The following is a 25,593-nucleotide window of genomic DNA, read 5'->3' on the forward strand; positions in this document are numbered from 1 at the left end:
GACGTTTCACCACGTCGCTGATCTGGCGAACATGCAGGTCAGGAGGGGTCCGACTCTTGGGGGTCGGGCCCCTGATTCTCATCGAAGCCGTCCACGCCCGCACGAACAAGTCCCGCCTGAACGGGGTGCTTTCCGGGCTGCGGGTCGTCCCGGTCGGTGACGAAGAGGCAAGGGCGGCCTCGAAGTTGCTGATGAATGCCGGGTTGCACGGACACGAGTACGCGATCGATGCGGTCGTCGCCGAGGCCGCGTTTGCGACAGCACCGCCCCGTGGTCATGCTGACGTCCGATATTGACGACATGGCCAAGCTGTGCGGCGAGCGGGTCCGGCTCGTGGCGGTGTGATTTCCCCTGGTCTCCACCTCTCCCACGGTGCCCCGCCGCCGGCCGACGACGCCCTGTGGCCCGGCCGGCTCGCCGCCTGGTCTCGACGGCCTGCCACCACCCCGTGGAAAGATGCCAGCCACGCAGTGGCAGAAACGCACCAAGGGGCGGCATGGCAGTGAGTGCGGGGTCCGTACCGGGTGGGCGGCGGGCGCGGGAGGTGCTCGGTGGTGGGGGCGCGCTGCACGGGGCCGCGCAAGCGGTTCTCGGGGATCATCGGCGGGCCGTCGAGGCCGTCAGGGTCGCCCTCGCTCCGTTGCACGACGAGCTGGCCGGCCGTGAGCTCGCCGCGATACCCGTCGCGCGGCTGAAGGACGTCACCGAGGGGCGGCTGAGGCTCGGCGTCATCGAGGCGGCCGGGTACCGCTCTGTGGGAGACGTGCTGGCCGCCGACCGGTACCGGCTGCGGCAGATCCCCGGGGTCGGGCAGCAGACGGCCGATCAGGCGCTCGCCGCCGCCCGGCAGATCGCCGAGGCCGTCGGGGAGACCATCGCCGTCCGTATCGACGTCGACAACCCCGAGCCCCGCACCTCCGCACTCGTCGCCGCCCTGCACCGGCTCGTCGAGGCCGGTCCCGACGCCCGTCGGGCCGTCGACGCCGCCGAGGCGCTGGACCGCCGGCTCGGGCCGCTGCTCGTGGCGGCCGCGCCGGCCGGTGGGCGGCTGCGGATGTGGCTCGCCGGGCAGGAGCGGCGGGAGCGGGTCCACGCCGCGCTCGCCGAGGTCCTCGCGGTGACCGAGGAAGCGAGGAGCCACGACGTACCCGTACTGCTCGGACAGGCCTCCGTCGACCTGCTGCGTGCGCCGGCCGACGACGTCGAGGCGTGGGTCGACTTCGAGCTGCGCTCCGCCGAGTACTACAGCCTGCTGGCCGAGATCGCGGGCCGCGGGCCCGACCTCGCGGCGGCGGAGGGGTTCCTGCCCGGTGAGGTGGCCGAGCGGGTGCGCGCGCAGCCGCTCGACGACACCTTCCGCCGGGTCTCCTTGCGCGGCTACCAGTCCTTCGGCGCGCGCTTCGTGCTGGCCCAGCGGCGCGTCGTCCTCGGAGACGAGATGGGCCTCGGCAAGACCATCCAGGCCATCGCCGCCCTGGCGCACCTCGCCGCGACCGGGCAGAGCCACTTCATGGTGGTCTGCCCCGCGAGCGTGCTGATCAACTGGACCCGGGAAGTCTCCGCGCGCAGCGCCCTGCGGGCGATCCCGCTGCACGGTCCGGACCGGCGGGAGGCGTTCGCGGAGTGGAAGGACGGCGGCGGGGTGGCCGTCACGACGTACGACGCCCTGCGCGGCTTCCCCGTCCCCGGCGCCGGGGAGCTGGGCATGCTGGTCGTCGACGAGGCGCACTACGTGAAGAACCCCGAGGCGCGGCGGTCGAGAACCGTCACCGAGTGGGCCGCGCAGTGCGAGCGGGTCCTCTTTCTCACGGGGACACCCATGGAGAACCGGGTCGCGGAGTTCCGCAGCCTCGTACGCCACCTCCAGCCCGAACTGGCCCCCGAGATCGGGGGAGTCGAGGGTGCCGTCGGTTCGCGTGCGTTCCGCAGGGCGGTGGCGCCGTGTTATCTGCGGCGCAACCAGGAGGACGTACTCACCGAGTTGCCCAGCCTGCTGCACACGGACGAGTGGGAGGAGCTCAGCGTCGCGGACCTGGACGCCTACGCCGAGGCCGTGGACGCGGGCAACTTCATGGCCATGCGCCGGGCGGCGTACGTCCACGCGGAGAAGTCGGCGAAGCTCCAACGGCTGCGCGAGCTGGTGGCCGAGGCCGCGGACAACGGGCTGAAGGTGCTGGTCTTCTCCTACTTCCGCGATGTGCTGGAGACGGTGGGGGAGGCGCTGGGCCCGCAGGCGTACGGCCCGATCTCCGGGAGCGTGGCGCCCGGGCGGCGCCAGAACATCGTGGACGAGTTCAGTGCGGTGGCCGGACATGCCGTGCTCCTCGCCCAGATCGAGGCCGGCGGGGTCGGGCTCAATCTTCAGGCGGCCTCCGTCGTGATCATCTGCGAGCCGCAGATCAAGCCGACCATCGAGCACCAGGCGGTGGCCCGCGCGCACCGGATGGGCCAGGTACGCGCCGTGCAGGTGCACCGGCTGCTCGCCACGAGCGGGGTGGACAAGCGGATGCTGGAGATCCTGGAGAACAAGTCACGGCTGTTCGACGCCTATGCGCGCCGCAGCGATGTCGCGGAGGCCACTCCCGACGCGATCGACGTCTCGGACGGATCTCTGGCCCGGCAGATCGTCGAGGAGGAACAGCGACGGCTCGCGGCTCGGGGCTGAGTCCTCGGGGAGGGCGCGCGGACGCGGTGCGCCGGCACTTCTGCGCCGGCCGGCACCTCACCGCCCCCGGCACCTCAGCGCCCGTCGGCACCCACCGCCCCAGGCACCTCACCGCCCGCCGTCACGCACCGCCGGCCTCCCCGTACCCCGCGTCCGCCAGTTCCGCCACGACCTCCGCATGGCAGCGCTCCGGCACGCACCAGCAGCCGAGCCTGCGGCCCCGCAGCTCGGGAAGCATCGCCAACAGGTCCGGCCGGGACAGCAGATGGTCACGGTACATCGCCACCACCTCCTCCCGGTTGCCGTCCTTCCCCGGCCGGTACGGGCTCGCCAGCGGGGATCCGGCGAGGTGCCAGCCCCCGCGGTGCATGGGCCGGCCGACGTAGACGACGTCCGCGTAGCCGGGGTCGTCGCGGTGGCCCTTGAGATTGACGACAGTCGTTGCGGTCATGGAGTGGATCCTCCGGCGTCAGGACGTTCCCTGCCAGGCGAACACGGCGCAGGTCGTCGTCGCGTGGGCGTACAGCTTGCCGCTGTCGGCCCCGGTCACCCGTGCCTCGGCGGTCGCCGTCGTGCGGCCCACGTGGATCACCGTTCCCTCGCAGCGCAGCCGCTCGGTGTCGGCGAACACCGGGCGTACCAGGTTCACCCCCAACTGCACCGTCGTGTAGGCGCGTCCGGCCGCCAGGGTGGTCATCACGGCGCAGCCCAGTGCCGAGTCCAGCAGTGTCGCGAGATAGCCGCCATGGACGGAGCCCATGGGGTTGAGCAGGTGCTCGCCGGTGTCGCCCTCGAAGACGGCGCGGCCCTCGTCCGCCTCGACGAGTCGGAAGCCGAGCGTGCCGCAGATCGGCGGCTGCGGCAGTCCGCCGTCGATGGTGAGGCGGAGCAGTTCGAGTCCGGTCAGCCGGCCGGCGGCCTCGTAGCTGGTGGGCAGGGACCAGGTGTGGGTACGGCTCCGGGGCTCGGTGAACTCCACCGTCCGGGGCAGGCTCGTCAGCTCGGGCATGGGGGATCTCCTCAAGGGATGGGGGATGGGGGATGGGGGATGGGGGATGGGGCCCGCGGGCCGCCGGGAAACGGCCCGCGGGCGGTTCATGGGTCAGGGGAGCTTGACGGCCAGCAGGTCGACGGGCCGGATGTCCGGCGGCGAGGAGAGCATCGTCCCCGCGGCCTCCGTCAGCGCGGCGGCGATACGGCCGCGCAGATGGCCCGTCCGCCCCTCCTCGTTCTCGAAGGTGTCGAAGACCCCGAACACCGTGTCGCTCTCCTTGAACGCGAACCAGGTGACGGTGTGGTCCTCTTCGCGGGCGAGCCGCAGTGCGTCGCCCAGCATCGCCTCGACCTGGCCGGCGTACTCCGGCCGTGCCTCGATCCTGGCCAGCAGTCCGATGTTCATGGTGTGTCGCTCCGTCGCGTCGTGGTGGGAGTCCCGTCCAGCGGGACACCCGCAAACGTAGGGTCGCGTCCCGGCCGCTCCCAGTGGCGTGAACGACGCATCCGATACCGTTTCCGCCATGGATGTTGCGGTGCTCGTCTACGACGGTGTGTTCGATTCCGGGCTCTCGGCGGTGCTCGATGTGATCGAGGGGGCCAACGCGATGCGGGGTGAGCTTCCGCAGCCGCCACCCGCCTGGCAGGTCACCACCATCGGATTCCGGCGCCGCATCCGTACGGGCGCGGGACACGTCGTGACCACGGCGCCCGCCGCCCGGGCCGGGGGAGCCGGCCTGCTGATCGTGCCCGCGCTCGCGGAACGCCGTCCCGAAGCGCTGCTCGACCATGTCGGCGGCCCGGACTCGGCAGCCGTACGGCGCCTCGTGTCCGATGCGCGTGACCGGGGGACGCCGGTCGCATCCGCGTGTACGGGTACGTTCCTGCTCGCCGAATCGGGCGTACTGGACGGACGCCGGGCGACGACCAGCTGGTGGCTGGCGCCGGTCTTCCGCAAGCGCTACCCGGCGGTGACGCTCGACGAGACGCGGATGGTCACCACATCGGACGGTGTGACGACGGCGGGTGCGGCGTTCGGGCACGTCGATCTGGCGCTCGCGGTCGTCCGGATGGGCAGCCCCGCCCTCGCGGACCTCGTGGCCCGCTACCTCGTCGTCGACGAGCGGCCTTCCCAGTCGGCGTACACCATCCCCAGCGCGCTGGCCCAGAGCGATCCGGTGGTCGCCGCCTTCGAGCAGTGGGTGAGGCTCCATCTCGACGGCCCGGTCAACGTCGCCGAGGCCGCCCGCTCCCTGGGCGTCAGCGAACGCACGCTCCAGCGGACCGTGCGCCGCGTGCTCGGGACCTCGCCGGTGCGCTTTGTGCAGGACCTGCGGGTGGAGCGGGCCTCGCATCTGCTGCGGACGACCGATCTGTCGCTGGACTCCATCGCCCGCAAGGTCGGCTACGAGCACGCCAACACCCTGCGCATCCTGCTGCGCGAGCGCACCGGCAGCACGGCGGCGACGCTGCGAGGCCGCTGAAACGCCTGCGCAGGAGTCGGTTGGGATTGACAACTCTATCGCCACGGATGCATCGTCGCATGGTGGGTTGTGAATTCCAACCCACTCGGGCGGTCCACCGGGTGGGCCGCGGGAACGCGGGAGGCACAGTGCGGGACGCGGTGATCGTCGAGGCTGTTCGGACGCCGGTCGGCAGGGGGAAACCGGGAGGGGCGCTGCACGACGAACCCCCCGTCGACCTGCTCGCCAGGACGCTCCTCGCGCTGGTGGAGCGCGCCGGGATCGACCCCGGCCTCGTGGACGACGTCATCGGCGGATGCGTGACCCAGGTGGGCGACCAGGCCGTCAACATCACCCGGAACGCGGTGCTCGCCGCCGGGTTCCCCGAGAGCGTCCCCGGTATGACCGTGGACCGCCAGTGCGGCTCGTCCCAGCAGGCCGCGCACATCGCGGCGCAAGGTGTGATGAGCGGGTCCTACGACATCGCCATCGCCTGTGGTGTCGAGTCGATGTCACGGGTGCCCATGGGCTCCAACGTGCTGCCGGGCAGCGACCCCTACGGGCGACGGCTCGCCGAGCGCTACCCGGACGGCCTCGTCGGACAGGGCATCAGCGCCGAGCTGATCGCCGCGCGCTGGAAGATCTCCCGCGAGGAGATGGACGCCTTCGCGCTGGAGTCCCACCGCAGGGCCGCGGCCGCCTGGGAGTCAGGGGAGTTCGACCGGGAGGTCGCCTGGGCGGGGCAGCGGGACGAATCCGTACGGCCGGGGACCTCGGCGCAGGCGCTGGCCGGCCTGCGGTCGGCGTACCACGACGGTCCGACCGGCGAGCGCTTCCCCGAGATCGGCTGGCAGGTCACGGCGGGCAACAGCTCACCGGTGAACGACGGCGCGGCCGCGCTGCTGATCATGGGCGCGGACGTCGCGGAGCGGCTGGGTCTGCGCCCGCGCGCCCGTTTCCACTCCTTCGCCGTGGCCGGGGACGATCCGCTGCTGATGCTCACGGCGATCATGCCCGCCACCGAGAAGGTCCTCGCGCGGGCCGGTCTGGGCATCGGGGACATCGACCTGTTCGAGGTGAACGAGGCGTTCGCGTCGGTGGTGCTGGCCTGGCAGCGGGAGACGGGAGTGGGGGCCGACCGGCTGAACGTGCGGGGCGGCGCCATCGCGATCGGGCATCCGCTGGGCGCCAGCGGCGCGCGCCTGATGACCACGCTGCTGCACAACCTGGAGGACCGCGGGGGACGGTACGGGCTGCAGACCATGTGCGAGGCCGGCGGTCTCGCCAACGCCACCATCGTCGAACGCCTCTGAAGCGCCGGTGGGCCGCCTTTCCGAGGGCGCCCACCAGCGCTTCCACGGCGTCCGGCCGCACAGACGGGCGGCCTAGAATGAACCGTATGCCGAAGAGCGTCCAGCCCAGGGAGTGCTCCATCGCGGATGCGCTCGATCTCGTCGGCGAGCGCTGGACACTGCTCGCCGTACGCGAACTGAGCCACGGCGTACGGCGCTTCGACCAGATCATCCGCAACACCGGGGCGTCCCGGGACATCCTCGCGGCCCGGCTGCGCAAGCTGGAGACGGCGGGGGCCGTGCGCCGGGAGCAGTACAGCGACCGGCCGGCGCGCTACGAGTACCACCTCACGCCCGCGGGACAGGAGCTCGGCGACGTCCTCCTCACCCTGATGAAGTGGGGCGACCGGCACCTCAACGCCGGGAATCCGCCGCTGACGCTTCAGCACGCGTGCGGAGAGACGCTGGAGCCGGAAGTCGTCTGCGCCCACTGCGGGCAGCCGGCCCGCCGCGGCCTGCACGCGCCCGCAGGCCGCGGGGCACTGAAGCGGGACTGAGCGGGCCGGCGGCCTCCCGGGCGGGACAGGCGCCCGGGCTGGACGCGCGCGACCGGCAGGCCCGGGCACTCGAGCAGGCCCGGGCACTCGAGCAAGCCCGGGCACTCGAGCAAGCCCGGCAAGCCCGGCAGGCCGGGCAGGCCGGGCAGGCCGGGCACGACGAGCGTGACCCGCAGGCCCGAGCGTTGCCGGTGGTACGGCTCGGGCCCGGCCCCCACCGCCTCAACCCCTGCGGCGCGCCGTCAACTCCCGTACGCCCGCCGGCTTCTCCGCGTCCTTCGAGCGCACCGTCACGCGGATGTGCCGCACCGCGGCGCCCGGCCTGAACGGCGCCCAGTGCACGGCGTCCTTCGACGCCTCGACGGTGTACGCGGTGGGGCGCACCTCGGTCCACCGCGGGGTCACCGACGCGAGCGCCGTCGGGCGGCCGAGGTCCGCCGTCAGCGTCCCGGTCGCGCCGTCCGGGACCCAGGCCGTCGCCGCGCTGCCGTCCACCGCGGCCGCCGCGTACATCCCGGGCTCCTCCGACGACGCGGACGCCGTGACGCACCGGGCCGCGTTGTCCGTCGGCGCGAGGTCCGGGCGGCGCGTGGGCAGGGTGACCGCGTCCTTCAGCAGAACCGGTCCGGCGGGGGTGTGCAGCGTGAACGGCTCGCCCCGCGTCAGCCGCACGGTCGTCCGGCGCGCGCCGAGCGCGATGTCGTACGTACGCCCCTGCCAGCGAAGGCCCCGCAGGGTGACACCGCTCGCCAGCTGCGGCGGCAGCATCGGGGCGATCCGCACCCCGTCCTCCCGCAGCCGCAGGCCCGTGAGGCCGTGCGTGAAGACCTGAAGGAAGCCGCCCTTTCCGGTGAGGAAGTCCTGCGCCGGCGAGCCCGCGAGCGGATCGTCCGCACCCGCCTTGTCGCCCCGGGCCTCGGCGAACGTGGCGAACGGGCCGCGGACGAACGGCCTGATCGAGCGCTGGAGATAGGTGTACGCCGAGCAGCCGGACTCGCCGATCTCCGCCGCGTCGATGGCATGGACCGAGTCGGTCATCGCGGGGCCGTCGGGGTCGGTGCGCTCCGCGTAGTAGTCGAGGGTGGCAGCGCCCGCGCCCTGCTCCATCGGCCATTCGAGCGGGTAGGTCAGCAGCACGGTGTCGGCCTGCTTGATCCGTGAGCCGTTGTATCCGGCGTACTGGAGGAAGACCTTCCGCTGCGCGTCGTAGGGAATGCGCAGACCGTCCGCCGTCCGCCGCCACTCCGGCGGCGCGCTCTCGCCGAGGAGCCCGGCGGCGCGGATCGCATGGCGCAGGGCGGTCGCCGCACCGGCGTTGGTGAACACCCCGTCGTCGACGCCGTTGCTGTACTCGTCGGGGCCGGCCACGTCCTTGACGGAGTAGCTGCCGTCCGGGTTGGCGGTGACGCGCGAGACCCAGAACTCGGCGACGCCCTTCAGCAGCGGCCAGCCCCGCTCGCGCAGCCAGTCGCGGTCGCCGGTGGCCAGGTAGTACTGCCAGACGGCCAGGGAGACATCGCCCTGGAGGTGGTTCTGGGTGAGGCAGTGCGGCGGATTCCAGCTCTGGCACTCGGACCAGAGGGCGCCTTCCCCGCCGCTGGTCCAGGGGTAGAACAGACCCTTGAAGCCGAGCTTGGCGGCGTTCTCGGCGGCTGCCTCACGGGTGCGGTAGCGGTAGTCGACGACCGGGCGCGCCAGCTCAGGGCGGGTGGCGAGCAGGCCCGGATACATCCAGGTCTCCGCGTCCCAGAAGACCAGCCCCGCGTAATTGTCGCTCGTCAGACCGGTCGGGGCGAGGCTGTCGGAGGAACCTCGGCGAGAACTCGCCAGCAGTCCGTACTGCGCCGAGCGCAGCCAGGTCTGCAACTCGGGGCGGCCGGGCGTGAGCACGTCCGCCGTCCACAGCGTCGACCAGGCCGCGGAGTTGGCGTCCATGAGCCGCTGCCAGCCGCGGTCGGCGGCCCGTCGCGCGGCGGCCCGTGCGGAGCGCCGGGGATCGGGCGAGGTGAGCGAGGTGTCCACGCCGACGTACTTCACGTACTCGCGGGCGCCGCCGTGCCGCGTTCGGCGAAGGGTCGTGGCGACCGCGCCGTCCGTCGCCGTCCCGTTCGTGCGGAAGGTGTTCTCGCCGGTGCGCGTGACCCGGCGGGCACCGCGCCAGTCGAGCCGGTCGGTGACCTCGGGCTCGCCGTCCCAGTGCGGCGTGAGCCGCAGCCGTACCGCCCCGGTGTGCGGATCGGACCGGTCGGTGACGACGTCGACGACCAGGTCGGTCGCCCGGCCGTCGGCGGTCGTCCAGGTCAGCGAGGTGCGCACGAGACCGCAGCGCCGGAAGACGGTCTGGCGGTAGCCGGAGATCCGCGAGGCCGGCCCGAAGGTCTCGTCGCCCACGTGTACGTCGAGCGTCGTCCAGGTGGGCAGGGCCGCGAGGACCTGACGGTCGGCCGTGGTGCCGGGGTCGTGTGCGTACAGACCGGCGGCGAAGGCACCGTCGTAGCGGGGTGTGAACAGCGGCCAGCCGGTCTTCGCCGTGCTCTCGGCATAACCTGAACCGAGAGGCGGCACCCGGATGCCGAGGTAGCCGTTTCCGGCGTAGGCGTGGTTGTCCCCGGCCGCGTCCGGCGTGGTGGACGTGGGTGCCCAGGCGGGGTCGGTGTCGCTCTCGCAGGCCACGGACGCGGGCCGCGCGGGCGCCGTGCCGGTTCCGGCGTGCGAGACGGCCGGGAAGGCCGTGGCGATCAGGGCGCTCGCGACCAGTGGTGCGAGGGGGGAGATCCGCGAGAGGCTCATCGCAGGACCCTATTTTTCGGACGGTCCCGAGCGGTGGAGGACGCGCTGGGTGACCGGTCGACCGTGAGGAGACGTGAGGGACATGTCGTACCCGGACCCGAAGTACCTGGGCGAGAAGGGCGAGATCTCCGCGACGTTCCGCCCCGTGGACACCGCGGCCGACGTGGTGTCCGGGAGCGGCAGCCGTACGCACTACCTCGCCACGGGCGCGGCCACCGGTGGTGAGTTCGGGCTCTACCGGATGGACATGGCACCGAGGGGCGGGGGTCCGAGGACGCATTTCCACAAGTCGATCTCGGAGTCGTTCTTCGTCATCTCGGGGACGGTGCGGCTGTTCAACGGCGAGAGCTGGATCGACGGGACGGCCGGGGACTTCCTCTACGTCCCGCAGGGCGGACTGCACGCCTTCCGCAACGAGTCCGACGATCCGGCGTCGATGCTGATCCTGTTCACGCCGGGGGCGCCGCGTGAGGAGTACTTCGAGAAGGTCGCGGAGGTGGCGACCGAGTGGTCGCCGGAGGATCAGGCGGAGTTCTACCTCCGGCACGACACGTTCTGGACGGCATGAACAGCCGGGCCCGAGCAGGCGGGTCGAAGAGACGGCGTGAACAGCCGGACTGAGCAGCTGCCATGAACAGCACGGCCGAGCGGACGGCGCGAACTGCCGGGTCGAACAGGCCCACCGCACGCCCGAACGGGACAAGCGCGGGGAGGGCCGGGGTATTGCCCCGCCCGCCCCCGATCGTGTGCGGCCGGGGCCACCGGGCTCGTGACGTATGCCCACCGCCCGCCCCGTGCCGCATGGCGGGCATATGAGGTCCGACGGCATTGTGTGGCAGGCATGTGAGCACCAACGGCGTTGTGTGGCGCGCGTGTTACGTCCCTCCGTGAACTCTTGTGAGGACTCCTGCGGTCCGCCAGTCTTTCGCTCGGCAGGCGGCACATCGGCACAGGGGATTCAGCAGCCGGTGATTGTCATGTGCCTGTCGGACCCCCACAGCAGCGCACCACCAATGAGGAGGACCCCTCACATGTCAGTGATGCGTCATTCGCGTCGAAGACTCGCCGCGGTCAGTGCGACAGCCGTCGCGGCACTCGCGTTCGGCACCGTCTCGGCCCTCCCGGCCGGTGCGGCCGAGCCGGAGCGCTCAGGTGTCATCCAGAACGCGGGCGCCCCCGGCGCCGTCAAGGGCAGCTACATCGTCACGCTGCGCGAATCCGCGGCCGACGCCGGCTCCACCGCCGGCAGGGCGCTCGCCGCCGAGTACGGCGCGAAGATCCGCAAGACCTACAGCGCGACGCTGAACGGCTACTCCGTCCAGCTCTCCGAGGCACAGGCCCGGAAGTTCGCCGCGGACCCGGCCGTGGTGTCCGTCGTACAGAACCGCGTCTTCAAGGCGACCGCCACCCAGCCCAACCCGCCGTCCTGGGGTCTGGACCGGATCGACCAGCGGGCCCTGCCGGTCAACCGGAGCTACACCTACCCGGACACCGCGGGTGAGGGCGTGACCGCGTACATCATCGACACCGGTGTGCGGATCACTCACAGCGACTTCGGCGGCCGCGCGTCGTACGGCTTCGACGCCATCGACAACGACAACACCGCGCAGGACGGCAACGGCCACGGCACACACGTCGCCGGCACCGTCGCGGGTACCGCCCACGGTGTGGCCAAGAAGGCCAGGATCGTCGGCGTGCGCGTGCTGGACAACAGTGGCTCGGGCACGACCGAGCAGGTCGTCGCCGGCATCGACTGGGTGACGCGCAACGCCGTCAAGCCGGCTGTCGCCAACCTGAGCCTGGGCGGCGGCGTCGACCCCGCCCTCGACACCGCGGTGCGCAACTCCATAGCCTCCGGCGTCACCTACGCCATCGCGGCCGGCAACGACGGTGCCAACGCCGCGAACTACTCGCCCGCACGCGTCACCGAGGCCATCACCGTCGGCTCCACCACCAGCACCGACGCGCGCTCCAGCTTCTCCAACTACGGCACGGTGCTGGACATCTTCGCGCCGGGCTCGTCCATCACCTCGTCCTGGAACACCGGTGACGCGGCGACGAACACCATCTCCGGCACCTCGATGGCCGCGCCGCACGTCGCCGGCGCGGCCGCGCTGTACCTCGCGGCCAACCGGACCGCGACCCCGGCGCAGGTCTCCACGGCCCTGACCACCGCCGCCACCAGCGGTGTGGTGGGCAGTCCGGGCACGGGTTCGCCGAACCGTCTGCTGTACGTGGGTGGCACCGACACCCAGCCCCCGGGGAAGAAGTTCGAGAACACCGCCGACTACACGATCAGCGACAACGCCACGGTCGAGTCGCCCGTCACGGTCAGCGGCGTCACCGGCAACGCGCCCGCGGCGCTGAGCGTTCCGGTCGACATCAAGCACACGTACATCGGTGATCTGCGCATCGACCTGGTCGCACCCGACGGCACGGTCTACAACCTCAAGGCGTACGGCACGGGCGGCAGCGCGGACAACGTGATCACCACGTACACGGTGAACGCGTCGTCGGAGGTCGCCAACGGCACCTGGAAGCTCCGGGTCGGCGACAACGCCGCCCAGGACGTCGGCAAGATCGACTCGTGGGCGCTGCAGTTCTGACCCCGTGACGCCGGCACGCGCCGCGGTTGTGACGCGGTGACGTTCCGACGCTCGCCCGACAGATCCGCAGCCCGGTACGACGGCCCCTGAGGGGCCGGCAGGGGCGGTCGCCACGGCGGCCGCCCCTTTCCGTCGCCCGCATTCCGCGCGCCCTCCCGTGACACGTATAATCCGCACGCCTGTTCGCGCGAACCGGCCGAGGTCGACGCATCCCGAGGAGCACCGCAGCCGTGGACCCATCGCAGCAGGGCGGCGGACAGCCGTACCCGCCGTACGGGGCGCAGCCGCCCCACCAGCCGTTCCCCGGGTATCCGGTACCGCCGCCCGTGCAGCCGGTGAACGGCCTGTCCATCGCCTCCCTCGTGCTCGGTCTCGTCTGCTGTCTGCCGCCGCTCGGCATGATCTTCGGCTTCATCGCCCTGGTCCAGATCAGGAAGAAGGGCGAACGCGGGAAGGGCATGGCGATCGCGGGCACCAGCCTCTCCGCCGTCAGCACCCTGCTGCTCGTGGTCGTGCTCGCCACCGGCGGGATCGGCGAGATGTGGGACGGCGTCAAGACGGGTGTGGATCAGGCGTCCCGGCACCGCAGCACCCTGGATCTGCGTACCGGCGACTGCTTCAACCTCCCCGGCGCGGCGGTGCCGGAGGACCAGGAGACCGCGGGCGTCGAGGTCGTCGACTGCGACGGGAAGCACGAGGCCGAGGTGTCCGGCGGCTTCGAGGTCACGGGCTTCGACGACTACCCGGGGGAGAGCCGCCTCGACACCCTGGCCGGGAAGCGCTGTCAGGAGATCAACGACGCCTATGCCCTGGACGCCTGGGACCGGCCCAAGGGCATGGACGCGTACTACTACCTGCCGACCGACGAGAGCTGGCGGCTCGGCGACTCCGCGGTGACGTGCAGCTTCGCCTCCGTCAGCGGCGCGAAGGTGACCGGTTCGCTACGACGCGACGCGACCAGCCTGAATTCGCATCAACTCGCTTATCTGAGAGCCGAGTCGGCCGTCATCGCGCGGTCGGGGAGCGAACCCGAGGAGGAGTTCCCCGAGGACGCTCAGGGTCATCGGGACTGGGCCCGGCAGACGTCCGCCACACTCGCCGCGCAGGCACGCGCCCTGCGGGAGCATGCGTGGCCCGCCGCCGTCGCGACGGCGGCGGAGCGGCGGGCGGGGGAGTTCGACCGTGCGCGCGCCCACTGGGACAGGGCCGCCCGAGCGGAGGAGGAGGACTCCTTCTGGGACCACGCTCTGCAGGGCGAGGACACGCTGGTCCAGGCGACCGAGGTGTCCGTGCGGCGCGCTCTCGGACTGACGTCGGTACCGCCGCCGGACGAACCGGGGGCGTGAACGCCGGGAGCCGGTCGCCGGGGACGACGAACCGGGGCGCGCGAACACGAAGCCGGCGCCCGGGCCATGACGGCCCGGACGCCGGCTTCCGCGTGTTCCGCCCGCGCGCCTCTAGCGGCGCGAGAGCCCGCGGTCGACGGCCGTCATCAGCTCGCCGTTCGCGGTGTCCCCGTCCAGGGACCAGAACATGGCGCCACCCAGACCCCTGTCACGGATGTACGAGGACTTGGTGCGCAGCACCTGCGGGTCGTCGTACGTCCACAGGGTGGTGCCGTCGAAGAGCCAGGCATGTCCGCCGCGCCGGTCGCGGTGCACGGTGTACGTGCCCGCGTCGGCCAGCTTCTTGAGGGCCTTGTAGTCCTCGTACCCGGCGGCCCAGGTCGCGGGCGCGGGCGCGGTGGCCGGCTGGTTCAGCCCGTCGCCCCCGCCTGTCACGCCCGTCCAGCCCTGACCGTAGAACGGCATGCCCACCACCAGCTTGCGGGCCGGAGCACCGCGGCGCTGCCAGTCGCGCACCGTCTGGTCGACGCTGAAGTCGTTCCGGGCGAACAGCGCGGACTGCTGCGCCGTGGTCTTCTCGCCGGAGACGTGGAAGTCGTAGCCCTGGAGGTTGACGAAGTCGAAGTCCCGCATGATCTTGCGGACCTCGAAGCCCGCGTCGATCTTCTCGGGCGCGGTCGGCACGAAGGCGCTCAGCTCGTAGTGCTTGCGCTTCTTCTGAGTCTTGGCGTACGTGTCCAGCTGGGTCCTGAACTCGTGCACCAGGGCGGTGAAGTTCCGCTTGTCCTGCGGGCGGTAGACCGTGTCGGTGTCGCCCGCGGAACCGGGCCACTCCCAGTCGAGGTCGATGCCGTCGAAGAGTCCGGCCGCCGCGCCCGCGCCGCCGCGCGCGCCGTCCACCGGCAGATTGCCCTTGATGTAGAGGTCGATGCAGGAGGAGACGAACGCCTTGCGGGAGGCGGGTGTGAGGGCCGCGTCGGAGAAGTGGGTGGACCAGCTCCAGCCGCCCAGGGAGATCATCACCTTGAGGCCGGGGTGCTTGGCCTTGAGCTCCCGCAGCTGGTTGAAGTTGCCCGCGAGCGGCTGTTCGGCGGTGTCGGCGACGCCGTCCACCGAGTTCTCCGCGTCGAGCGGGCGGGCGTAGTCCGCCCAGGCGTCGGCCTCGCCGGGGATGTTGCCGGTGAAGCATCTGCCCTCGGCGTTCACGTTGCCGAAGGCGTAGTTGATGTGGGTGAGCTTGGCGGCCTGGCCGCTGGTGTCCATGTCCTGGACCTGGAAGTCCCGGCCGTAGACGCCCCACTGGGTGAAGTAGCCGACGCGCTTGTACGAGGGGCCGCCGTGGCTCTGGCCGGCCGCGGCCGGCGCCGATGCGTTGGTGCCGGCCGACGCGGCGGGGGCGAGCGCCGCGAGGAGTGAGAGCGAACAGGCTGCAACAGCCGTCCGGACAAAGGTTCTTCGACGCATGGGACTCATTCCTGTGCGTGTGCCGGAAGGTTCCGTGAACGGAGTTGTGCTGCCAGGAACGTATTGGTCTGGACCATTGAGGTCAATGGGTTCGCGCAGAATGATCGGCCTGTCCGCGACAAACCGCGATGGACCGGCAACTCATCACTTCGAGTGAAACCTTGGCCTACAGTTGCGGTCAACAACCGTCGGTTGCCAGGCTGTTGCTGTCTGTCAATGCGATGGGAGTGGCCAGTGACATTCGGTGAGCAGCCCGCGTATCTCCGCGTTGCGGGCGATCTCCGCCAGAAGATCGTCAGCGGCTCGCTGCCGCCGCACACCCGGCTCCCCTCGCAGGCCCGCATCCGCGAGGAGTACGGGGTGTCCGACACGGTCGCCCTGGAGGCGCGCAAGGTCCTGATGGCGGAGGGTCTGGTCGAAGGCCGCTCCGGCTCCGGGACGTATGTCCGCGAGCGGCCCGTGCCGCGCCGTATCTCCCGCTCGGGGTACCGCCCGCCCGTGGGCGCGAACCCCTTCCGTCAGGAACAGGCCGCCGAGGGCACCCGAGGCACCTGGGAGTCCAGCAGTGAACAGGAGGGCGCGAGCCCGGAGGTCGCCGAGAGGCTGGGCATCGAGCCGGGGGCCCGGGTGATGCGGACCCGCTATGTCTTCCGCGACGCCGGCGAGGTCACCATGCTCTCCACCTCCTGGGAACCGCTCGAAGTCACCGGGCGCACCCCGGTGATGCTGCCGGAGGAGGGGCCACTGGGCGGCTGCGGCGTCGTGGAGCGGATGGCGGCCATCGACATCGTCGTGGACAACGTGGTGGAGCAGGTCGGCGCGCGCCCGGGGCTGGCGGAGGAACTCCTGGCGCTCGGTGGTGTCCCCGGCCATGTGGTGATGGTCGTCGAGCGGACGTACTACGCCTCGGGGCGCGCGGTCGAGACGGCCGATGTGGTCGTTCCGGCCGACCGCTTCCGGATCGCGTACCACCTGCCGGTGAAGTGACCGCTGACCGAACAGGCCGTCCGGGACCCGTGATCACGAGTTAACGCCGCCCGCCGTGCCGTAACCACGGGGCAATCGGTCCCTGCTCCGCCCTGTCATGTCCGGCTCCTACCTTCCCGTCCGTGCACCGCATGCATCCGCACACGGACCGACGGACGGGAAGCCATCGATGACGGAAACCGCCACATCTGTCACCAGGACGCCGGACGAAGGGGGTGGACCGGCGGCCGACGCAGGAGGCGCGCTCGCCGAGGGGCCGGGGCCCCGCCGCAGCTACGCCAGACTGGCCGCCGACGAGAGCCGTGAGGACTACTCGCTGCGCTATGCGCCGCACTCCTTCCGGCGCTGGTCGCCCTCGATGGTCGCGGGCACCGCGCTCGGCGGCATCGCGTATCTCGCCGACTTCGCCATCGGTGCGTCGATCGTCTTCACCTACGGCTTCACGAGCGGACTCGCCTCCATCCTCACCGCCGCGGCGATCATCTTCCTCACCGGGATCCCGATCGCCCGGGCGTGCGCGAAGTACGGCCTGGACATGGACCTCGTCACGCGCGGTGCCGGATTCGGCTACTTCGGATCGACGCTCACGTCCCTCATCTACGCGTCCTTCACCTTCATCTTCTTCGCGCTCGAAGGCTCGATCATGGCCCAGGCCATGCACCAGGCCGTCGGGCTGCCGGTCGAGATCGGCTATCTCGTCACCACGCTGATCGTCATCCCGATCGTCTTCCGGGGTATGGGCGCGCTGGCGAAGGTGCAGGCGTGGACCCAGCCGATCTGGATCATCGGGATGGTGCTGCCCTTCGTCGTGCTGGCCTTCGAAGCCCCGGACGCCTGGGGCGCGTTCGGCTCCTTCGGCGGTACGGAGGGGGCGGGGTCGGGCTTCTCCTGGATCGGCTTCGGTCTGGGCACCGGAGTGGCGCTCTCGCTGATCGCCCAGATCGGCGAACAGGCCGACTATCTCCGGTTCATGCCGGCCAAGATCGAGCAGAACAGGCGCCGTTGGAATCTGGCCGTTCTCGCCGCCGGTCCGGGCTGGGTGATCATCGGCGCCGCCAAGCAGATCGGTGGCGCGTTCCTCGCCTTCGTCGCGCTGGAGGCCGTCGGCAAGACGCACGCCCTGGAGCCGATCGCCCCACAACTGGAGGCGCTGAAGCCGTGGCTCGGTTCGGTGGCGCTGCCCGCGGCCGCGCTCTTCGTCATCGTCTCGCAGATCAAGATCAATGTGACCAACGCCTACAGCGGCTCACTGTCCTGGTCGAACTTCTTCTCCCGGATCACCCACCGCCATCCGGGCCGGGTCTGGTACATCTTCCTCAATCTCGCCATCGCGCTGACGCTGATGGAGATGAACATGTTCGCCGCGCTGGGCAAGTTGCTCGGCTTCTACTCGAACGTGGGCATCGCCTGGATCGCGGCCGTGGCCGCCGACCTGGTCATCAACAAGCGGATCGGACTCAGCCCGCCGTACATCGAGTTCAAGCGGGCCTATCTCCGCTCCGTCAACCCGGCCGGCTTCGGCGCCATGGTCATCGCGTCGACCGTCTCGATCCTCGCGTTCTTCGGACTCTTCGGCCGGTACGCCGAGGCCTTCTCCACCTTCATCGCCGCCGGACTCGCGCTCGTGCTGTGCCCGTTGATCGCCTGGGCGACGAAGGGCCGGTACTACCTCGCCCGGCCGAACCCGGTGAACGGCCCCGGCGCGGAGGTCGGGGACATCACCGCGACCCACACCTGCGGGGTGTGCGAGACGGCGTACGAGCTCCCGGACATCGCCGACTGCCCGGTGCAGTCCGGCCCGATCTGCTCGCTGTGCTGCTCCCTGGACGCCGAGTGCGGTGACGTCTGCCGCAAGGACCCGGCGTCCGGACCCGTCCTGATGCCGGTGCCGACGGTCCGGCGAGCTCTGGCGGCGGTGCCGGGCGGTCCGACCGCGGGGGCGTAGGACCTGCCGGAATCCAGCCGGAAGGGGGCGCATCCACGCCGGATGCGCCCCTCATTCCTATCTCTTTGTGTAAACACGTATCCGCTGAGTAAAGGTCAGGCGTACGCTCGGGCATATGCGTAGTGCGGTTTCCTGGCGATCGTTACGGACACACCGACCCACCGAGGGAGGGGCGCGATGAACGACGGCGGCCCCGTGCTCCCCTGGCTGGTCATACGGCAGGACGACAACGGCAACCGCTATCGCGTCGGCCGGTACGCCACGCAGGACGAGGCCCAGCGCATCGCCGACACGCTCGACGGCAAGGGTCACAAGCAGCTGTACTGGGTCGAGCGTATCGGGCAGACCACGCGCTGACCGGCCGATCGCCCAGAGCAGTACGCTCCGGCGCATGACTGATCGTGTCGTGGTGGCCGGAGCCCTGTACGACGGGGGGCGCCTGCTGGCCGCCCGCCGCAGCGCCCCCGTCGAACTCGCCGGCCGCTGGGAACTGCCCGGCGGAAAGCTCGAACCGGGTGAGCTGCCCCAGGAGGCGCTGGTCCGCGAGCTGCGCGAGGAGCTCGGCGTGGAGACGGAGCCGCTGGAGCGCATCCCGGGGGAGTGGCCCCTGAAGCCGGGATATGTCCTGCATGTCTGGACGGCCCGATTGGTCTCCGGAGAACCCCGGCCACTGGAGGACCACGACGCGCTGCGCTGGCTGGGCCCGGACGAGACCGACACCGTCGACTGGCTCGACCAGGACCGCCCGGCGGTGGCGGAGGCGGCCCGGCTGCTGCGCGAGAGCGGCGGCCGTGCCGGTCGCCGGCCGTGACGGTGGCGCCTGCGTCGTGATCACGGCGGCGGCGGCGGTGCCGCCCGCATCCGCGACCGACCCGGCTCGGCGGTGGCGTGGGCACCTCGGGTGGCGGCGCGCAGGAGTGATCCGTACGCCGTTCGTGCCACGGTGCACCCATTGCTGACCCGAGTGGGATATCTCGGTTCGAATATCGGGTATGTGCTGATTAACCCCCCGAAATAGGGCGCCTGCTGCTGGTCTGGGAAGTGAGCGGCGTGATCGACACCGACGGCGACTGTGCCGAGTGGACCTTCCCTGCCGAGCCCAACGCCGTCCGTACCGCCCGTCATGCCGTCAGGGACACTCTGCGCGCCTGGGGGCTGGACCACGCGATCGAGGACATGACGGTGCTGCTGGTCAGCGAGCTCGTGACGAACTCCCTGCGCTACGCAGCAGGTCCGATCGGGGTCCGGCTCATCCGGCTCGAGCCCGCCGGCAGTGCTCCTTCGCTGCTGGTGGAGGTCTCCGACCCCGTTCCCGATCCGCCCACCGAGCGATCCGCGACCTCCGACGACGAGGGCGGACGCGGGCTGCAACTGGTGGCGGTCAGCGCCCGGCGCTGGGGTACCCGCCGTGGCAGAACCGGCAAGACCGTGTGGTTCGAGCTGCCTCTGGCTGGTTAAAAGTCCGAAGGGACGACGATCACGGACCCCCTCGGCTCAAAATGAACGAGACCGGGCTGTGATCGTGAACGCCGTGTGCGTCAGGGCCGTAGTGCTGAATACTGCGGTCATGGCCGGTCCGGTGCGGTGAGCTGGAGGGGACGGTCGCGTGAGCGAAATACCTGAGACGACGAGCGATGTCGTATGGCAGAGCAGTCCGCCTGGCTCGATCTATGACTACATCAAGGTCGCTTCCTTCTCGATCGGGCCCGACGGCCTGGTCGACCAGTGGAGCCGGCGTGCGGTGGACCTCTTCGGCATGACATCGGCCGAGGTCAGGGGCAAGGACCCGGTCGAGGTCTTCATGCCCAGCGAGCTGCGTCCGCGCGGCCACCGCCAGGTGGCGGAGATCCTCGACGGCAAGGAGTGGACGGGGCTCGTCCCGTTCCGTATGCCGGGGGAGGGCGGCGCGCACGGCGTCGCCGAGGTCTATGTGATGCCGAGTGAGACGGAGAGTGGCGAGAGGGCCGCGCTCTGCATCGTCGTCGACGTCCGCGCGCTGCGCGGGATTGAGACCGATCTGGCCGCATCGCAGGCGATTTTCGGCCAATCTCCTTTCGGATTCCTCCTCTTCGGCACCGACCTCAAGGTGCAGCGCACCAACGAGCGGTTCGCCACGGTCTTCGGGGGCACCGCCGACGAGCACCGCGGACGGACCGTCCACGACTATCTGTCCCGCCCCGAGGCGGAACGGATGAACGCCTCGCTGCGCCGGGTCCTGGAGACCGGCGAGTCCGCGATCGACCTCCAGATCGTCGGAGCGGCACCGAACAGCACCGACCGGCGCCACTGGTCGATCAACCTCTACCGGGTGCACAGCGGTTCCGGCCGGCCCATCGGAGTGGCCGGAGTCGGAACCGATGTGACGCGCCGCCACGTCGCCGCCCGCGAGGCCGCCAGCGCCCGCCGCAATCTCGCCCTGCTGAACGAGGCAAGCGCCCGTATCGGCAACTCCCTGGACCTGGAGACCACCGCACGCGAACTCCTCGACGTGGCCGTGCCCGGCTTCTGCGACCTCGCGTCCGTCGACCTCTACCAAGGGCTGCTCACCGGTGACGAGGCACCGCCCGGACGCTGGGACGCGCCCCACCCGGAGAGCTACGGCGGAGGCAGCGCGGAGCTCCGCCGTGTCGCCTTCGCCAGCGCCGTGTCCGACGCCCCCCTGATCACCACGCCGGGGTGCAGCAAGCAGGACGGCACCCCCACCGCGGTCGGCGAAGTGCACCGCTACTCCTTCAACTCGCCCTGCTCGACGGCCCTGCGCAGTGCCCGGGTACAGGCGATACCGGGCGAGGAGGGCACGCTCGTCCAGTCCACGCTGGCCGTGCCGATGGTCGCGCACGACACCGTCGTCGGCCTGGTGCAGTTCTCCCGGACGAAGGGGAGCGAGCCCTTCGGCGAGCGGGACCAGGCACTCGCCGTCGAACTCGCCGCCCGCGCCGCGGTCTGTATGGACAACGCCCGCCTCTACCGCAGGGAGCACGAGCGGGCCCTCATCCTCCAGCGCAGCCTGCTGCCGCCCGGTGACCCCGAGGCCGCCGGCCTCGACATCGCCTGTCGCTATCTCCCCGGGAACACCGCCACCGAGGTGGGCGGTGACTGGTTCGACGTCATCGAACTGCCCGGCCACCGCACCGCCCTGGTCGTCGGTGACGTGATGGGCCGAGGGCTGCGCGCCGCGGTCGCCATGGGTGAACTGCGCACCGCGGTGCGCACCTTGGCGTTGCTGGACCTGGAACCGGCCGAGGTGCTCTCGGCGCTCGACGAGATCGCCCGGGGCCTCGGCAGCCCCAGCGGGACCCAGCAGGCCTCGCGCGTCGCCCACAAGTCCCGTGAGGCGGACCTCTCCGAGGTCTATCTCGCCACCTGTGTCTACGCCGTCTACGACCCGGTCACCCGGCGCTGCACCTTCGCCAACGCCGGTCATCTGCCACCCGTCCTGGTCGAACCGGGCGAGGAGGCGCTGCTCCTCGACGTCCCGCCCGGGATGCCGCTCGGCGTCGGGGGCGAGCCCTTCGAGGAGGTCGAGGTCGAACTCCCCGAGGGCGCGCTCCTCGCGCTCTACACCGACGGGCTCGTCGAGTCGCGGGACCACCCTCTCGACGAGGGCCTGCGGGCCTTCCGCTCGGCGCTCACCGACCCGGCCCGCCCCGGCGCGGGCCCGCACAGCTCTCCCGCGCTGCGGCCGGACGCGCCTCCCGCCATCGGCGCGGTCCGTTCGCTCGAGGACGTCTGCGACCACGTACTGACGACCCTCGACACCCGCCACGGCGAGGACGACATCGCGCTCCTGATGGCCCGGATACAGGGTCTGCCGCACGAGGCGGTGGGGGACTGGCGGCTGCCGCGGGAGCCCCGCTCCGTGGGCAGGGCCCGCGAGCTGGCCCGGGCCCAGCTGGTCTCCTGGGACCTGGAAGCGCTCGTGGACACGGTCGAGCTGCTCGTGAGCGAACTGGTCACCAACGCCCTGCGGTACGGCGAGGGCGAGATCCGGCTGCGGCTGCTGCGGGACCGCACCCTCGTCTGTGAGGTCTGGGACGCGGGCCTCGTCCAGCCGCGCCGCCGTCGGGCGCGCGACACCGACGAGGGAGGTCGCGGACTCCAGCTGGTCGGGCTGCTGAGCGCGGCCTGGGGGTCGCGCCGGACCCCGCGCGGCAAGACGGTCTGGTTCGAACTTCCGCTGCCCGACGGGGACTCGGCCTCCGAGCCGACCGTGGAGCAGCTGCTCAGCATGTTCTGACAGAGGTGCGGGGCTGCGAGCCGCCGACACGAGAGTCGGTTCGGCGACGCCGCGCGCCCCCGTCAGACGTGCGGGGACGCGTGTCCCGGGCAGCGGTGCGGGTGCGGGGACGTGTCTTCCTGACGGCGGTGCGGGGACGCGTGCCCCGGACAGAGACACCGTGGCGCGGACGCGCGCTCCCGAGAGGGACTCGCGTCCCGCCCTCAGGACGCGGCCTTCAGCGCCGCCAGCCGCGCCTCGACCTCCGCCGTGTCTCCCAGGCTGTCCAACTGCTCGAACTGCGCGTCCAGCGAGGACGCCGCCAGCTCCTGCTTCCCCATGGCCCTCGCCTCCTCCCGGCGGACCTTGTCCTCGAAGCGGGACAGGTCGCTCGTCGGGTCGAGGACATTGATGTTCTTCACCGCGTCCAGCATCTGGTTCTGCGCCTGCGCGGACTTCGCCCGGGCCACCAGTTCGTCGCGCTTGGCCTTCAACTCGGTGAGCTTGGTCTTCATCTGCTCCAGCCCGCTCTTGAGCTTGTCCACGATCTCCGTCTGGGAAGCGATCGTCGGCTCGGCGGTCTTCGCCTCCTTCTCGGACTGGAGCTGTCGCTGAAGGGCCACCTTGGCGAGGTTGTCGAAGGTGTCCGCCTCCGCGCTCCGGCCGGCCGTCCTCAGCTCGTCGGCCTTCCGGCTCGCCGCCAGCGCCTTGGTGCCCCACTCCTTCGCGGCGGCGACATCCTCCCGGTGGTCCTCCTCCATCAGCCGCAGATTGCCGATGGTGCCCGCCACCGCCTGCTCCGCCTCGTTGATGTTGTTCGTGTAGTCCCTGATCAGCTGGTCGAGCATCTTCTGCGGGTCCTCGGCCTGGTCGAGGAGGGCATTGATGTTGGCCTTCGCCAGCTGGGTGACCCGGCCGAGAATCGTCTGCTTCGTCATCGCACTTCTCCTTGTGAGGGCTGATGTCAGGGGTGCGCGCGCCGCACGCACCGGAAACCACGTCAGAACCGGCCACCACCCCTGCGGCCGCGTGTGCCCCCGCCGCCGAAACTGCCGGGCCCGCCGCCGCCGAAACCGCCCCCGAAACCGCCGCCGAAACCGCCGCCGAATCCGCCCCCGAGACCTCCGCCTCCATAACCCCCGCCATATCCCCCGCTCCTTCCCCCGCCGAACAGTCCGCCGAGGATGATCCCGCCGAGCACCGCGCCCCCGAGCCCACCCCCCGCACTTCCCGCTCCTTGTACACCGCCCGGCCCGAACGGGTTCCCGAATCCGCGCACGTCCTCCTCGGCCAGGCTCTGCGCCTGCCGTGCCAGCGCGTCCGCCTGCTGCGCCTCGGCCAACGCGCCCTGCACGTCCCCCGCCGCGGCCAGCTCCTCCGAGCGGGCCAGCCGCCGCTGCGCCTCCGCCAGCCGGGTCCTCGCCCCGCTCCCCACCGCCCCGCGGTGCGTGGTGATGTAGTCGGCGGCCGCGCCGACGGACGACCGGGCCCCGAGCGCCGCCCGGTCGAGCAGCGCGCCCGCCCGGCGTACCCCCTGCTCGTTCTCCCGGGCACCGGCGAGGGCCTCGTCGAGCGCGGCATCCGCCTCCTCGATCCGGCGCAGGGCGTCGATCGGGTCGTAGGGCCCGGTCTCCGTCTCCCGGCGCACCTCACCGGCCACCGTCTCGGCGCGGGCGACACTGCCCTGGAGACCGGCCGTCGACACTCCGGCCGACGTCCCCTTCAGCAGTCCCCGCGCCTCCGCCAGGTCGGCGTCCGTCTCCGTCAGCGCGCCCGGCAGCTTGCCGGCCGCCTCCGCGAGCTCCTGCGCCCGCCGGTCCACGGCCTCGATCAATTGACGCGCCTGCGCCAGAGCGCCCTCCGCCGCCCGTACGTGCACGGCCGCCCTGGCATGGTCGGAGGCGCCGACGGCCTGATCCGCCTCGTCGAGCCCCGCCCCGGCGAAACGCAGCCGGTCCCTGGCCTGTTCGACGCTGTCCGCGACGGGAGCGGCGGCCGAGGGCGCGTATCGCTCGCGCATCACCGTGAGCGTGGCCTCGGTCGTGATCAGGCGGCCTTCGAGATCGTCGAACGCCGTCCGTGCGGTGGCGAGGGCCTGCGGTGCGTTCTGCTCCAGGGCGCGCAGCCGGTCGAAGTCCTCCGACTCGGCGTCGAGACGCCGGTCGGCCTCCGTGCACCGGGAGACGATCTCGTCGAGCATCCGCCGACGGGTGGCGTCGTCCTCGGGATGGGCGTCGTCGAGCTGCTGGCGCAGCCTGAACGCGGCCGTCAGCTCGCTCCGCGCGTGCTCGACCGCGTCCCGGAAGGGCTTCGCCGCCTCGTCGCCGAACTGGGCGGTGGCGAAACCGAGTTCCTCCTCGCTGGTGCGCAGGGCGTCGTCGGTGTCCACCAGGGCCTGCTTGGACCGGGCGTCCAGCGCGGGCAGCGGCACCGGGGACTGGGCCCCGTCACCCCAGCCCGCCCGGCCACCCTGGGGAGTGGTGCGGGTGGCCGTGCGCCTGCGGCGTCTGACCAGGGCGAAGGCCCCGATCGCGGCCGCGCCGCCGACCACCACGACCGGCAGGACCAGATCGCCCGCGCCCATCGCGTCGGATCCTCCGGGGTCGGGATCGCCCGGCGTCAAAGCCGGTGCGGGCACCGGCCGTCCGTTCAGAACCGCGCCGTAGCCGTCCGCCGCGCCGATCGCCGCGCCCGCCCAGTCGTTCTCCCGCAGAGCGGGCTCGACGGCGGTGCGCGCCACGTCCGCGAGCTGTGCGTCGGTCAGCGGCGAAGCGGCGTCCACGAAGTACGCGTACTGCCGGTCGTGCGTGGCAACGGCGAGCAGGATGTCGTTCTGGCCGAGGCCGTTCTTCTGCGCGGTCGCCTCGGCCCAGTCCTGCGCGGAGCGGCCGGAGAAGTCCCGTACGTACACGACGAAGAGCTGCTGCCGTGTCGTGTCGTAGAGCCGGTCGAGAGCCTGGACGACCGGCTGCTCACGGTCGCCGAGCGCGTCCACCCGGTCGGTGATCTGACCGTCGCGGGACAGGCTGACGGGCTCGTCGGCCAGGGCGTCGCGGGCGGCGGGCACGGCCAGCCACCACGTCGCCACCAGCACCGCCAGGAGCACTCGGGTGGCTATTCGCGTCACATGGGGAGGTTATGTCCGGCCTTGTCCGGGCGCGACCGGACCGGCACGCACGGTGCGTGACCGTCACTGTCGGTGGCCGCGTCCGCGGTTGAGGCCGTACGGCGGTGCCTGGCGCCCGACCGGCCCGCGCGCGGGCCGGGCG

Annotated in this window: 20 protein-coding genes and 1 pseudogene; 14 read left to right on the forward strand and 7 right to left on the reverse strand. The window is 71.6% G+C overall.

All coding sequences use genetic code 11. The features are described from left to right. Positions 1-17 precede the first annotated feature (17 nt). Together ACFWU3_RS17000 and ACFWU3_RS17005 are read left to right on the forward strand one after the other, a co-directional pair. Positions 18-345 (forward strand): annotated as a pseudogene (locus tag ACFWU3_RS17000) (DNA-binding protein). Positions 346-496: 151 nt separating this feature from the next. After that, entirely contained in the window at positions 497-2,665 is a 2,169-nt protein-coding gene (locus ACFWU3_RS17005) for a DEAD/DEAH box helicase (RefSeq protein ID WP_384437442.1), read from the forward strand. Positions 2,666-2,786: 121 nt separating this feature from the next. Here ACFWU3_RS17005 and ACFWU3_RS17010 read toward each other — a convergent pair whose 3' ends face one another. The 3 genes from ACFWU3_RS17010 to ACFWU3_RS17020 form a co-directional block, all read right to left on the reverse strand. Continuing rightward, a complete protein-coding gene (locus ACFWU3_RS17010) occupies positions 2,787-3,116 on the reverse strand; it encodes a DUF4326 domain-containing protein (RefSeq protein WP_384437445.1) in 330 nt (109 codons plus the stop codon). Positions 3,117-3,134: 18 nt separating this feature from the next. Beyond that, the gene (locus ACFWU3_RS17015) at positions 3,135-3,674 is read right to left on the reverse strand and encodes a PaaI family thioesterase (protein WP_384437448.1); all 540 of its coding nucleotides are present in this window, start codon (positions 3,672-3,674) and stop codon (positions 3,135-3,137) included. A 93-nt stretch (positions 3,675-3,767) separates the two neighbouring features. Beyond that, positions 3,768-4,064 (reverse strand): putative quinol monooxygenase, encoded by a 297-nt coding sequence (locus tag ACFWU3_RS17020; RefSeq protein ID WP_384437451.1) that lies wholly within the window; start codon positions 4,062-4,064, stop codon positions 3,768-3,770. 118 nt (positions 4,065-4,182) lie between these two features. Here ACFWU3_RS17020 and ACFWU3_RS17025 point away from each other — a divergent pair, with 118 nt between their 5' ends. The 3 genes from ACFWU3_RS17025 (at position 4,183) to ACFWU3_RS17035 (ending at position 6,970) form a co-directional block, all read left to right on the forward strand. Then, on the forward strand, positions 4,183-5,142 hold the full coding sequence (locus tag ACFWU3_RS17025) for a GlxA family transcriptional regulator (RefSeq protein ID WP_384437454.1): 960 nt from the start codon (positions 4,183-4,185) through the stop codon (positions 5,140-5,142). 128 nt (positions 5,143-5,270) lie between these two features. Next, the gene (locus tag ACFWU3_RS17030; protein ID WP_384437457.1) at positions 5,271-6,434 is read left to right on the forward strand and encodes a thiolase family protein; all 1,164 of its coding nucleotides are present in this window, start codon (positions 5,271-5,273) and stop codon (positions 6,432-6,434) included. Between the two features lie 86 nt (positions 6,435-6,520). After that, entirely contained in the window at positions 6,521-6,970 is a 450-nt protein-coding gene (locus ACFWU3_RS17035; RefSeq protein WP_384437460.1) for a winged helix-turn-helix transcriptional regulator, read from the forward strand. A gap of 222 nt (positions 6,971-7,192) precedes the next feature. On the opposite strand, the gene ACFWU3_RS17040 is transcribed toward ACFWU3_RS17035, so the two are convergent. Then, positions 7,193-9,760, reverse strand: a complete 2,568-nt coding sequence (locus ACFWU3_RS17040) for a discoidin domain-containing protein (protein ID WP_384437463.1) — start codon at positions 9,758-9,760, stop codon at positions 7,193-7,195. A gap of 82 nt (positions 9,761-9,842) precedes the next feature. Here ACFWU3_RS17040 and ACFWU3_RS17045 point away from each other — a divergent pair, with 82 nt between their 5' ends. The 3 genes from ACFWU3_RS17045 to ACFWU3_RS17055 all read left to right on the forward strand — a co-directional run bounded on the left by ACFWU3_RS17045 (position 9,843) and on the right by ACFWU3_RS17055 (position 13,712). Continuing rightward, positions 9,843-10,328, forward strand: a complete 486-nt coding sequence (locus ACFWU3_RS17045; RefSeq protein WP_384437466.1) for a cupin domain-containing protein — start codon at positions 9,843-9,845, stop codon at positions 10,326-10,328. Between the two features lie 463 nt (positions 10,329-10,791). Then, complete coding sequence (locus ACFWU3_RS17050; protein ID WP_384437469.1) at positions 10,792-12,366, forward strand: S8 family serine peptidase; 1,575 nt, start codon at positions 10,792-10,794, stop codon at positions 12,364-12,366. Between the two features lie 230 nt (positions 12,367-12,596). Next, positions 12,597-13,712: a DUF4190 domain-containing protein gene (locus ACFWU3_RS17055; RefSeq protein ID WP_384437472.1), complete on the forward strand. Its 1,116-nt coding sequence runs from the start codon at positions 12,597-12,599 to the stop codon at positions 13,710-13,712. A gap of 111 nt (positions 13,713-13,823) precedes the next feature. Here the strand turns inward: ACFWU3_RS17055 and ACFWU3_RS17060 are convergent, their stop codons facing one another. Beyond that, positions 13,824-15,176, reverse strand: coding sequence for a glycoside hydrolase family 18 protein (locus ACFWU3_RS17060; RefSeq protein ID WP_384437475.1), 1,353 nt, complete (start codon positions 15,174-15,176; stop codon positions 13,824-13,826). A 234-nt stretch (positions 15,177-15,410) separates the two neighbouring features. Here ACFWU3_RS17060 and ACFWU3_RS17065 point away from each other — a divergent pair, with 234 nt between their 5' ends. The 6 genes from ACFWU3_RS17065 to ACFWU3_RS17090 all read left to right on the forward strand — a co-directional run bounded on the left by ACFWU3_RS17065 (position 15,411) and on the right by ACFWU3_RS17090 (position 22,345). Continuing rightward, positions 15,411-16,163 (forward strand): GntR family transcriptional regulator, encoded by a 753-nt coding sequence (locus tag ACFWU3_RS17065; RefSeq protein WP_384437478.1) that lies wholly within the window; start codon positions 15,411-15,413, stop codon positions 16,161-16,163. A gap of 169 nt (positions 16,164-16,332) precedes the next feature. Next, positions 16,333-18,108, forward strand: a complete 1,776-nt coding sequence (locus ACFWU3_RS17070) for a purine-cytosine permease family protein (protein ID WP_384437481.1) — start codon at positions 16,333-16,335, stop codon at positions 18,106-18,108. A gap of 177 nt (positions 18,109-18,285) precedes the next feature. Continuing rightward, positions 18,286-18,465, forward strand: a complete 180-nt coding sequence (locus ACFWU3_RS17075) for an SPOR domain-containing protein (RefSeq protein WP_384437484.1) — start codon at positions 18,286-18,288, stop codon at positions 18,463-18,465. A gap of 34 nt (positions 18,466-18,499) precedes the next feature. Continuing rightward, positions 18,500-18,919, forward strand: coding sequence for a (deoxy)nucleoside triphosphate pyrophosphohydrolase (locus ACFWU3_RS17080; protein ID WP_384437487.1), 420 nt, complete (start codon positions 18,500-18,502; stop codon positions 18,917-18,919). Between the two features lie 230 nt (positions 18,920-19,149). After that, the gene (locus tag ACFWU3_RS17085; protein ID WP_384437490.1) at positions 19,150-19,566 is read left to right on the forward strand and encodes an ATP-binding protein; all 417 of its coding nucleotides are present in this window, start codon (positions 19,150-19,152) and stop codon (positions 19,564-19,566) included. Positions 19,567-19,714: 148 nt separating this feature from the next. Beyond that, positions 19,715-22,345: a SpoIIE family protein phosphatase gene (locus tag ACFWU3_RS17090; RefSeq protein ID WP_384437493.1), complete on the forward strand. Its 2,631-nt coding sequence runs from the start codon at positions 19,715-19,717 to the stop codon at positions 22,343-22,345. Positions 22,346-22,548: 203 nt separating this feature from the next. Here ACFWU3_RS17090 and ACFWU3_RS17095 read toward each other — a convergent pair whose 3' ends face one another. Both ACFWU3_RS17095 and ACFWU3_RS17100 read right to left on the reverse strand, forming a co-directional pair. Then, positions 22,549-23,262: a PspA/IM30 family protein gene (locus ACFWU3_RS17095; RefSeq protein ID WP_384437496.1), complete on the reverse strand. Its 714-nt coding sequence runs from the start codon at positions 23,260-23,262 to the stop codon at positions 22,549-22,551. Positions 23,263-23,324: 62 nt separating this feature from the next. Continuing rightward, positions 23,325-25,451: a TPM domain-containing protein gene (locus ACFWU3_RS17100; protein ID WP_384437499.1), complete on the reverse strand. Its 2,127-nt coding sequence runs from the start codon at positions 25,449-25,451 to the stop codon at positions 23,325-23,327. Positions 25,452-25,593: the final 142 nt, after the last annotated feature.

The organism is Streptomyces sp. NPDC058685, assembly GCF_042714725.1.
In the GTDB taxonomy this organism is placed as follows: domain Bacteria; phylum Actinomycetota; class Actinomycetes; order Streptomycetales; family Streptomycetaceae; genus Streptomyces.

Excerpts from the sequence above, each read along its gene's own strand:
- ACFWU3_RS17035 (WP_384437460.1), top strand. The coding sequence starts at position 6,521 with ATGCCGAAGAGCGTCCAGCCCAGGGAGTGCTCCATCGCGGATGCGCTC.
- ACFWU3_RS17050 (WP_384437469.1), top strand. The coding sequence starts at position 10,792 with ATGTCAGTGATGCGTCATTCGCGTCGAAGACTCGCCGCGGTCAGTGCG.
- ACFWU3_RS17045 (WP_384437466.1), top strand. The coding sequence starts at position 9,843 with ATGTCGTACCCGGACCCGAAGTACCTGGGCGAGAAGGGCGAGATCTCC.
- ACFWU3_RS17060 (WP_384437475.1), bottom strand. The coding sequence starts at position 15,176 with ATGCGTCGAAGAACCTTTGTCCGGACGGCTGTTGCAGCCTGTTCGCTC.
- ACFWU3_RS17020 (WP_384437451.1), bottom strand. The coding sequence starts at position 4,064 with ATGAACATCGGACTGCTGGCCAGGATCGAGGCACGGCCGGAGTACGCC.
- ACFWU3_RS17005 (WP_384437442.1), top strand. The coding sequence starts at position 497 with ATGGCAGTGAGTGCGGGGTCCGTACCGGGTGGGCGGCGGGCGCGGGAG.
- ACFWU3_RS17070 (WP_384437481.1), top strand. The coding sequence starts at position 16,333 with ATGACGGAAACCGCCACATCTGTCACCAGGACGCCGGACGAAGGGGGT.
- ACFWU3_RS17075 (WP_384437484.1), top strand. The coding sequence starts at position 18,286 with ATGAACGACGGCGGCCCCGTGCTCCCCTGGCTGGTCATACGGCAGGAC.
- ACFWU3_RS17080 (WP_384437487.1), top strand. The coding sequence starts at position 18,500 with ATGACTGATCGTGTCGTGGTGGCCGGAGCCCTGTACGACGGGGGGCGC.
- ACFWU3_RS17015 (WP_384437448.1), bottom strand. The coding sequence starts at position 3,674 with ATGCCCGAGCTGACGAGCCTGCCCCGGACGGTGGAGTTCACCGAGCCC.
- ACFWU3_RS17010 (WP_384437445.1), bottom strand. The coding sequence starts at position 3,116 with ATGACCGCAACGACTGTCGTCAATCTCAAGGGCCACCGCGACGACCCC.
- ACFWU3_RS17040 (WP_384437463.1), bottom strand. The coding sequence starts at position 9,760 with ATGAGCCTCTCGCGGATCTCCCCCCTCGCACCACTGGTCGCGAGCGCC.
- ACFWU3_RS17025 (WP_384437454.1), top strand. The coding sequence starts at position 4,183 with ATGGATGTTGCGGTGCTCGTCTACGACGGTGTGTTCGATTCCGGGCTC.
- ACFWU3_RS17095 (WP_384437496.1), bottom strand. The coding sequence starts at position 23,262 with ATGACGAAGCAGACGATTCTCGGCCGGGTCACCCAGCTGGCGAAGGCC.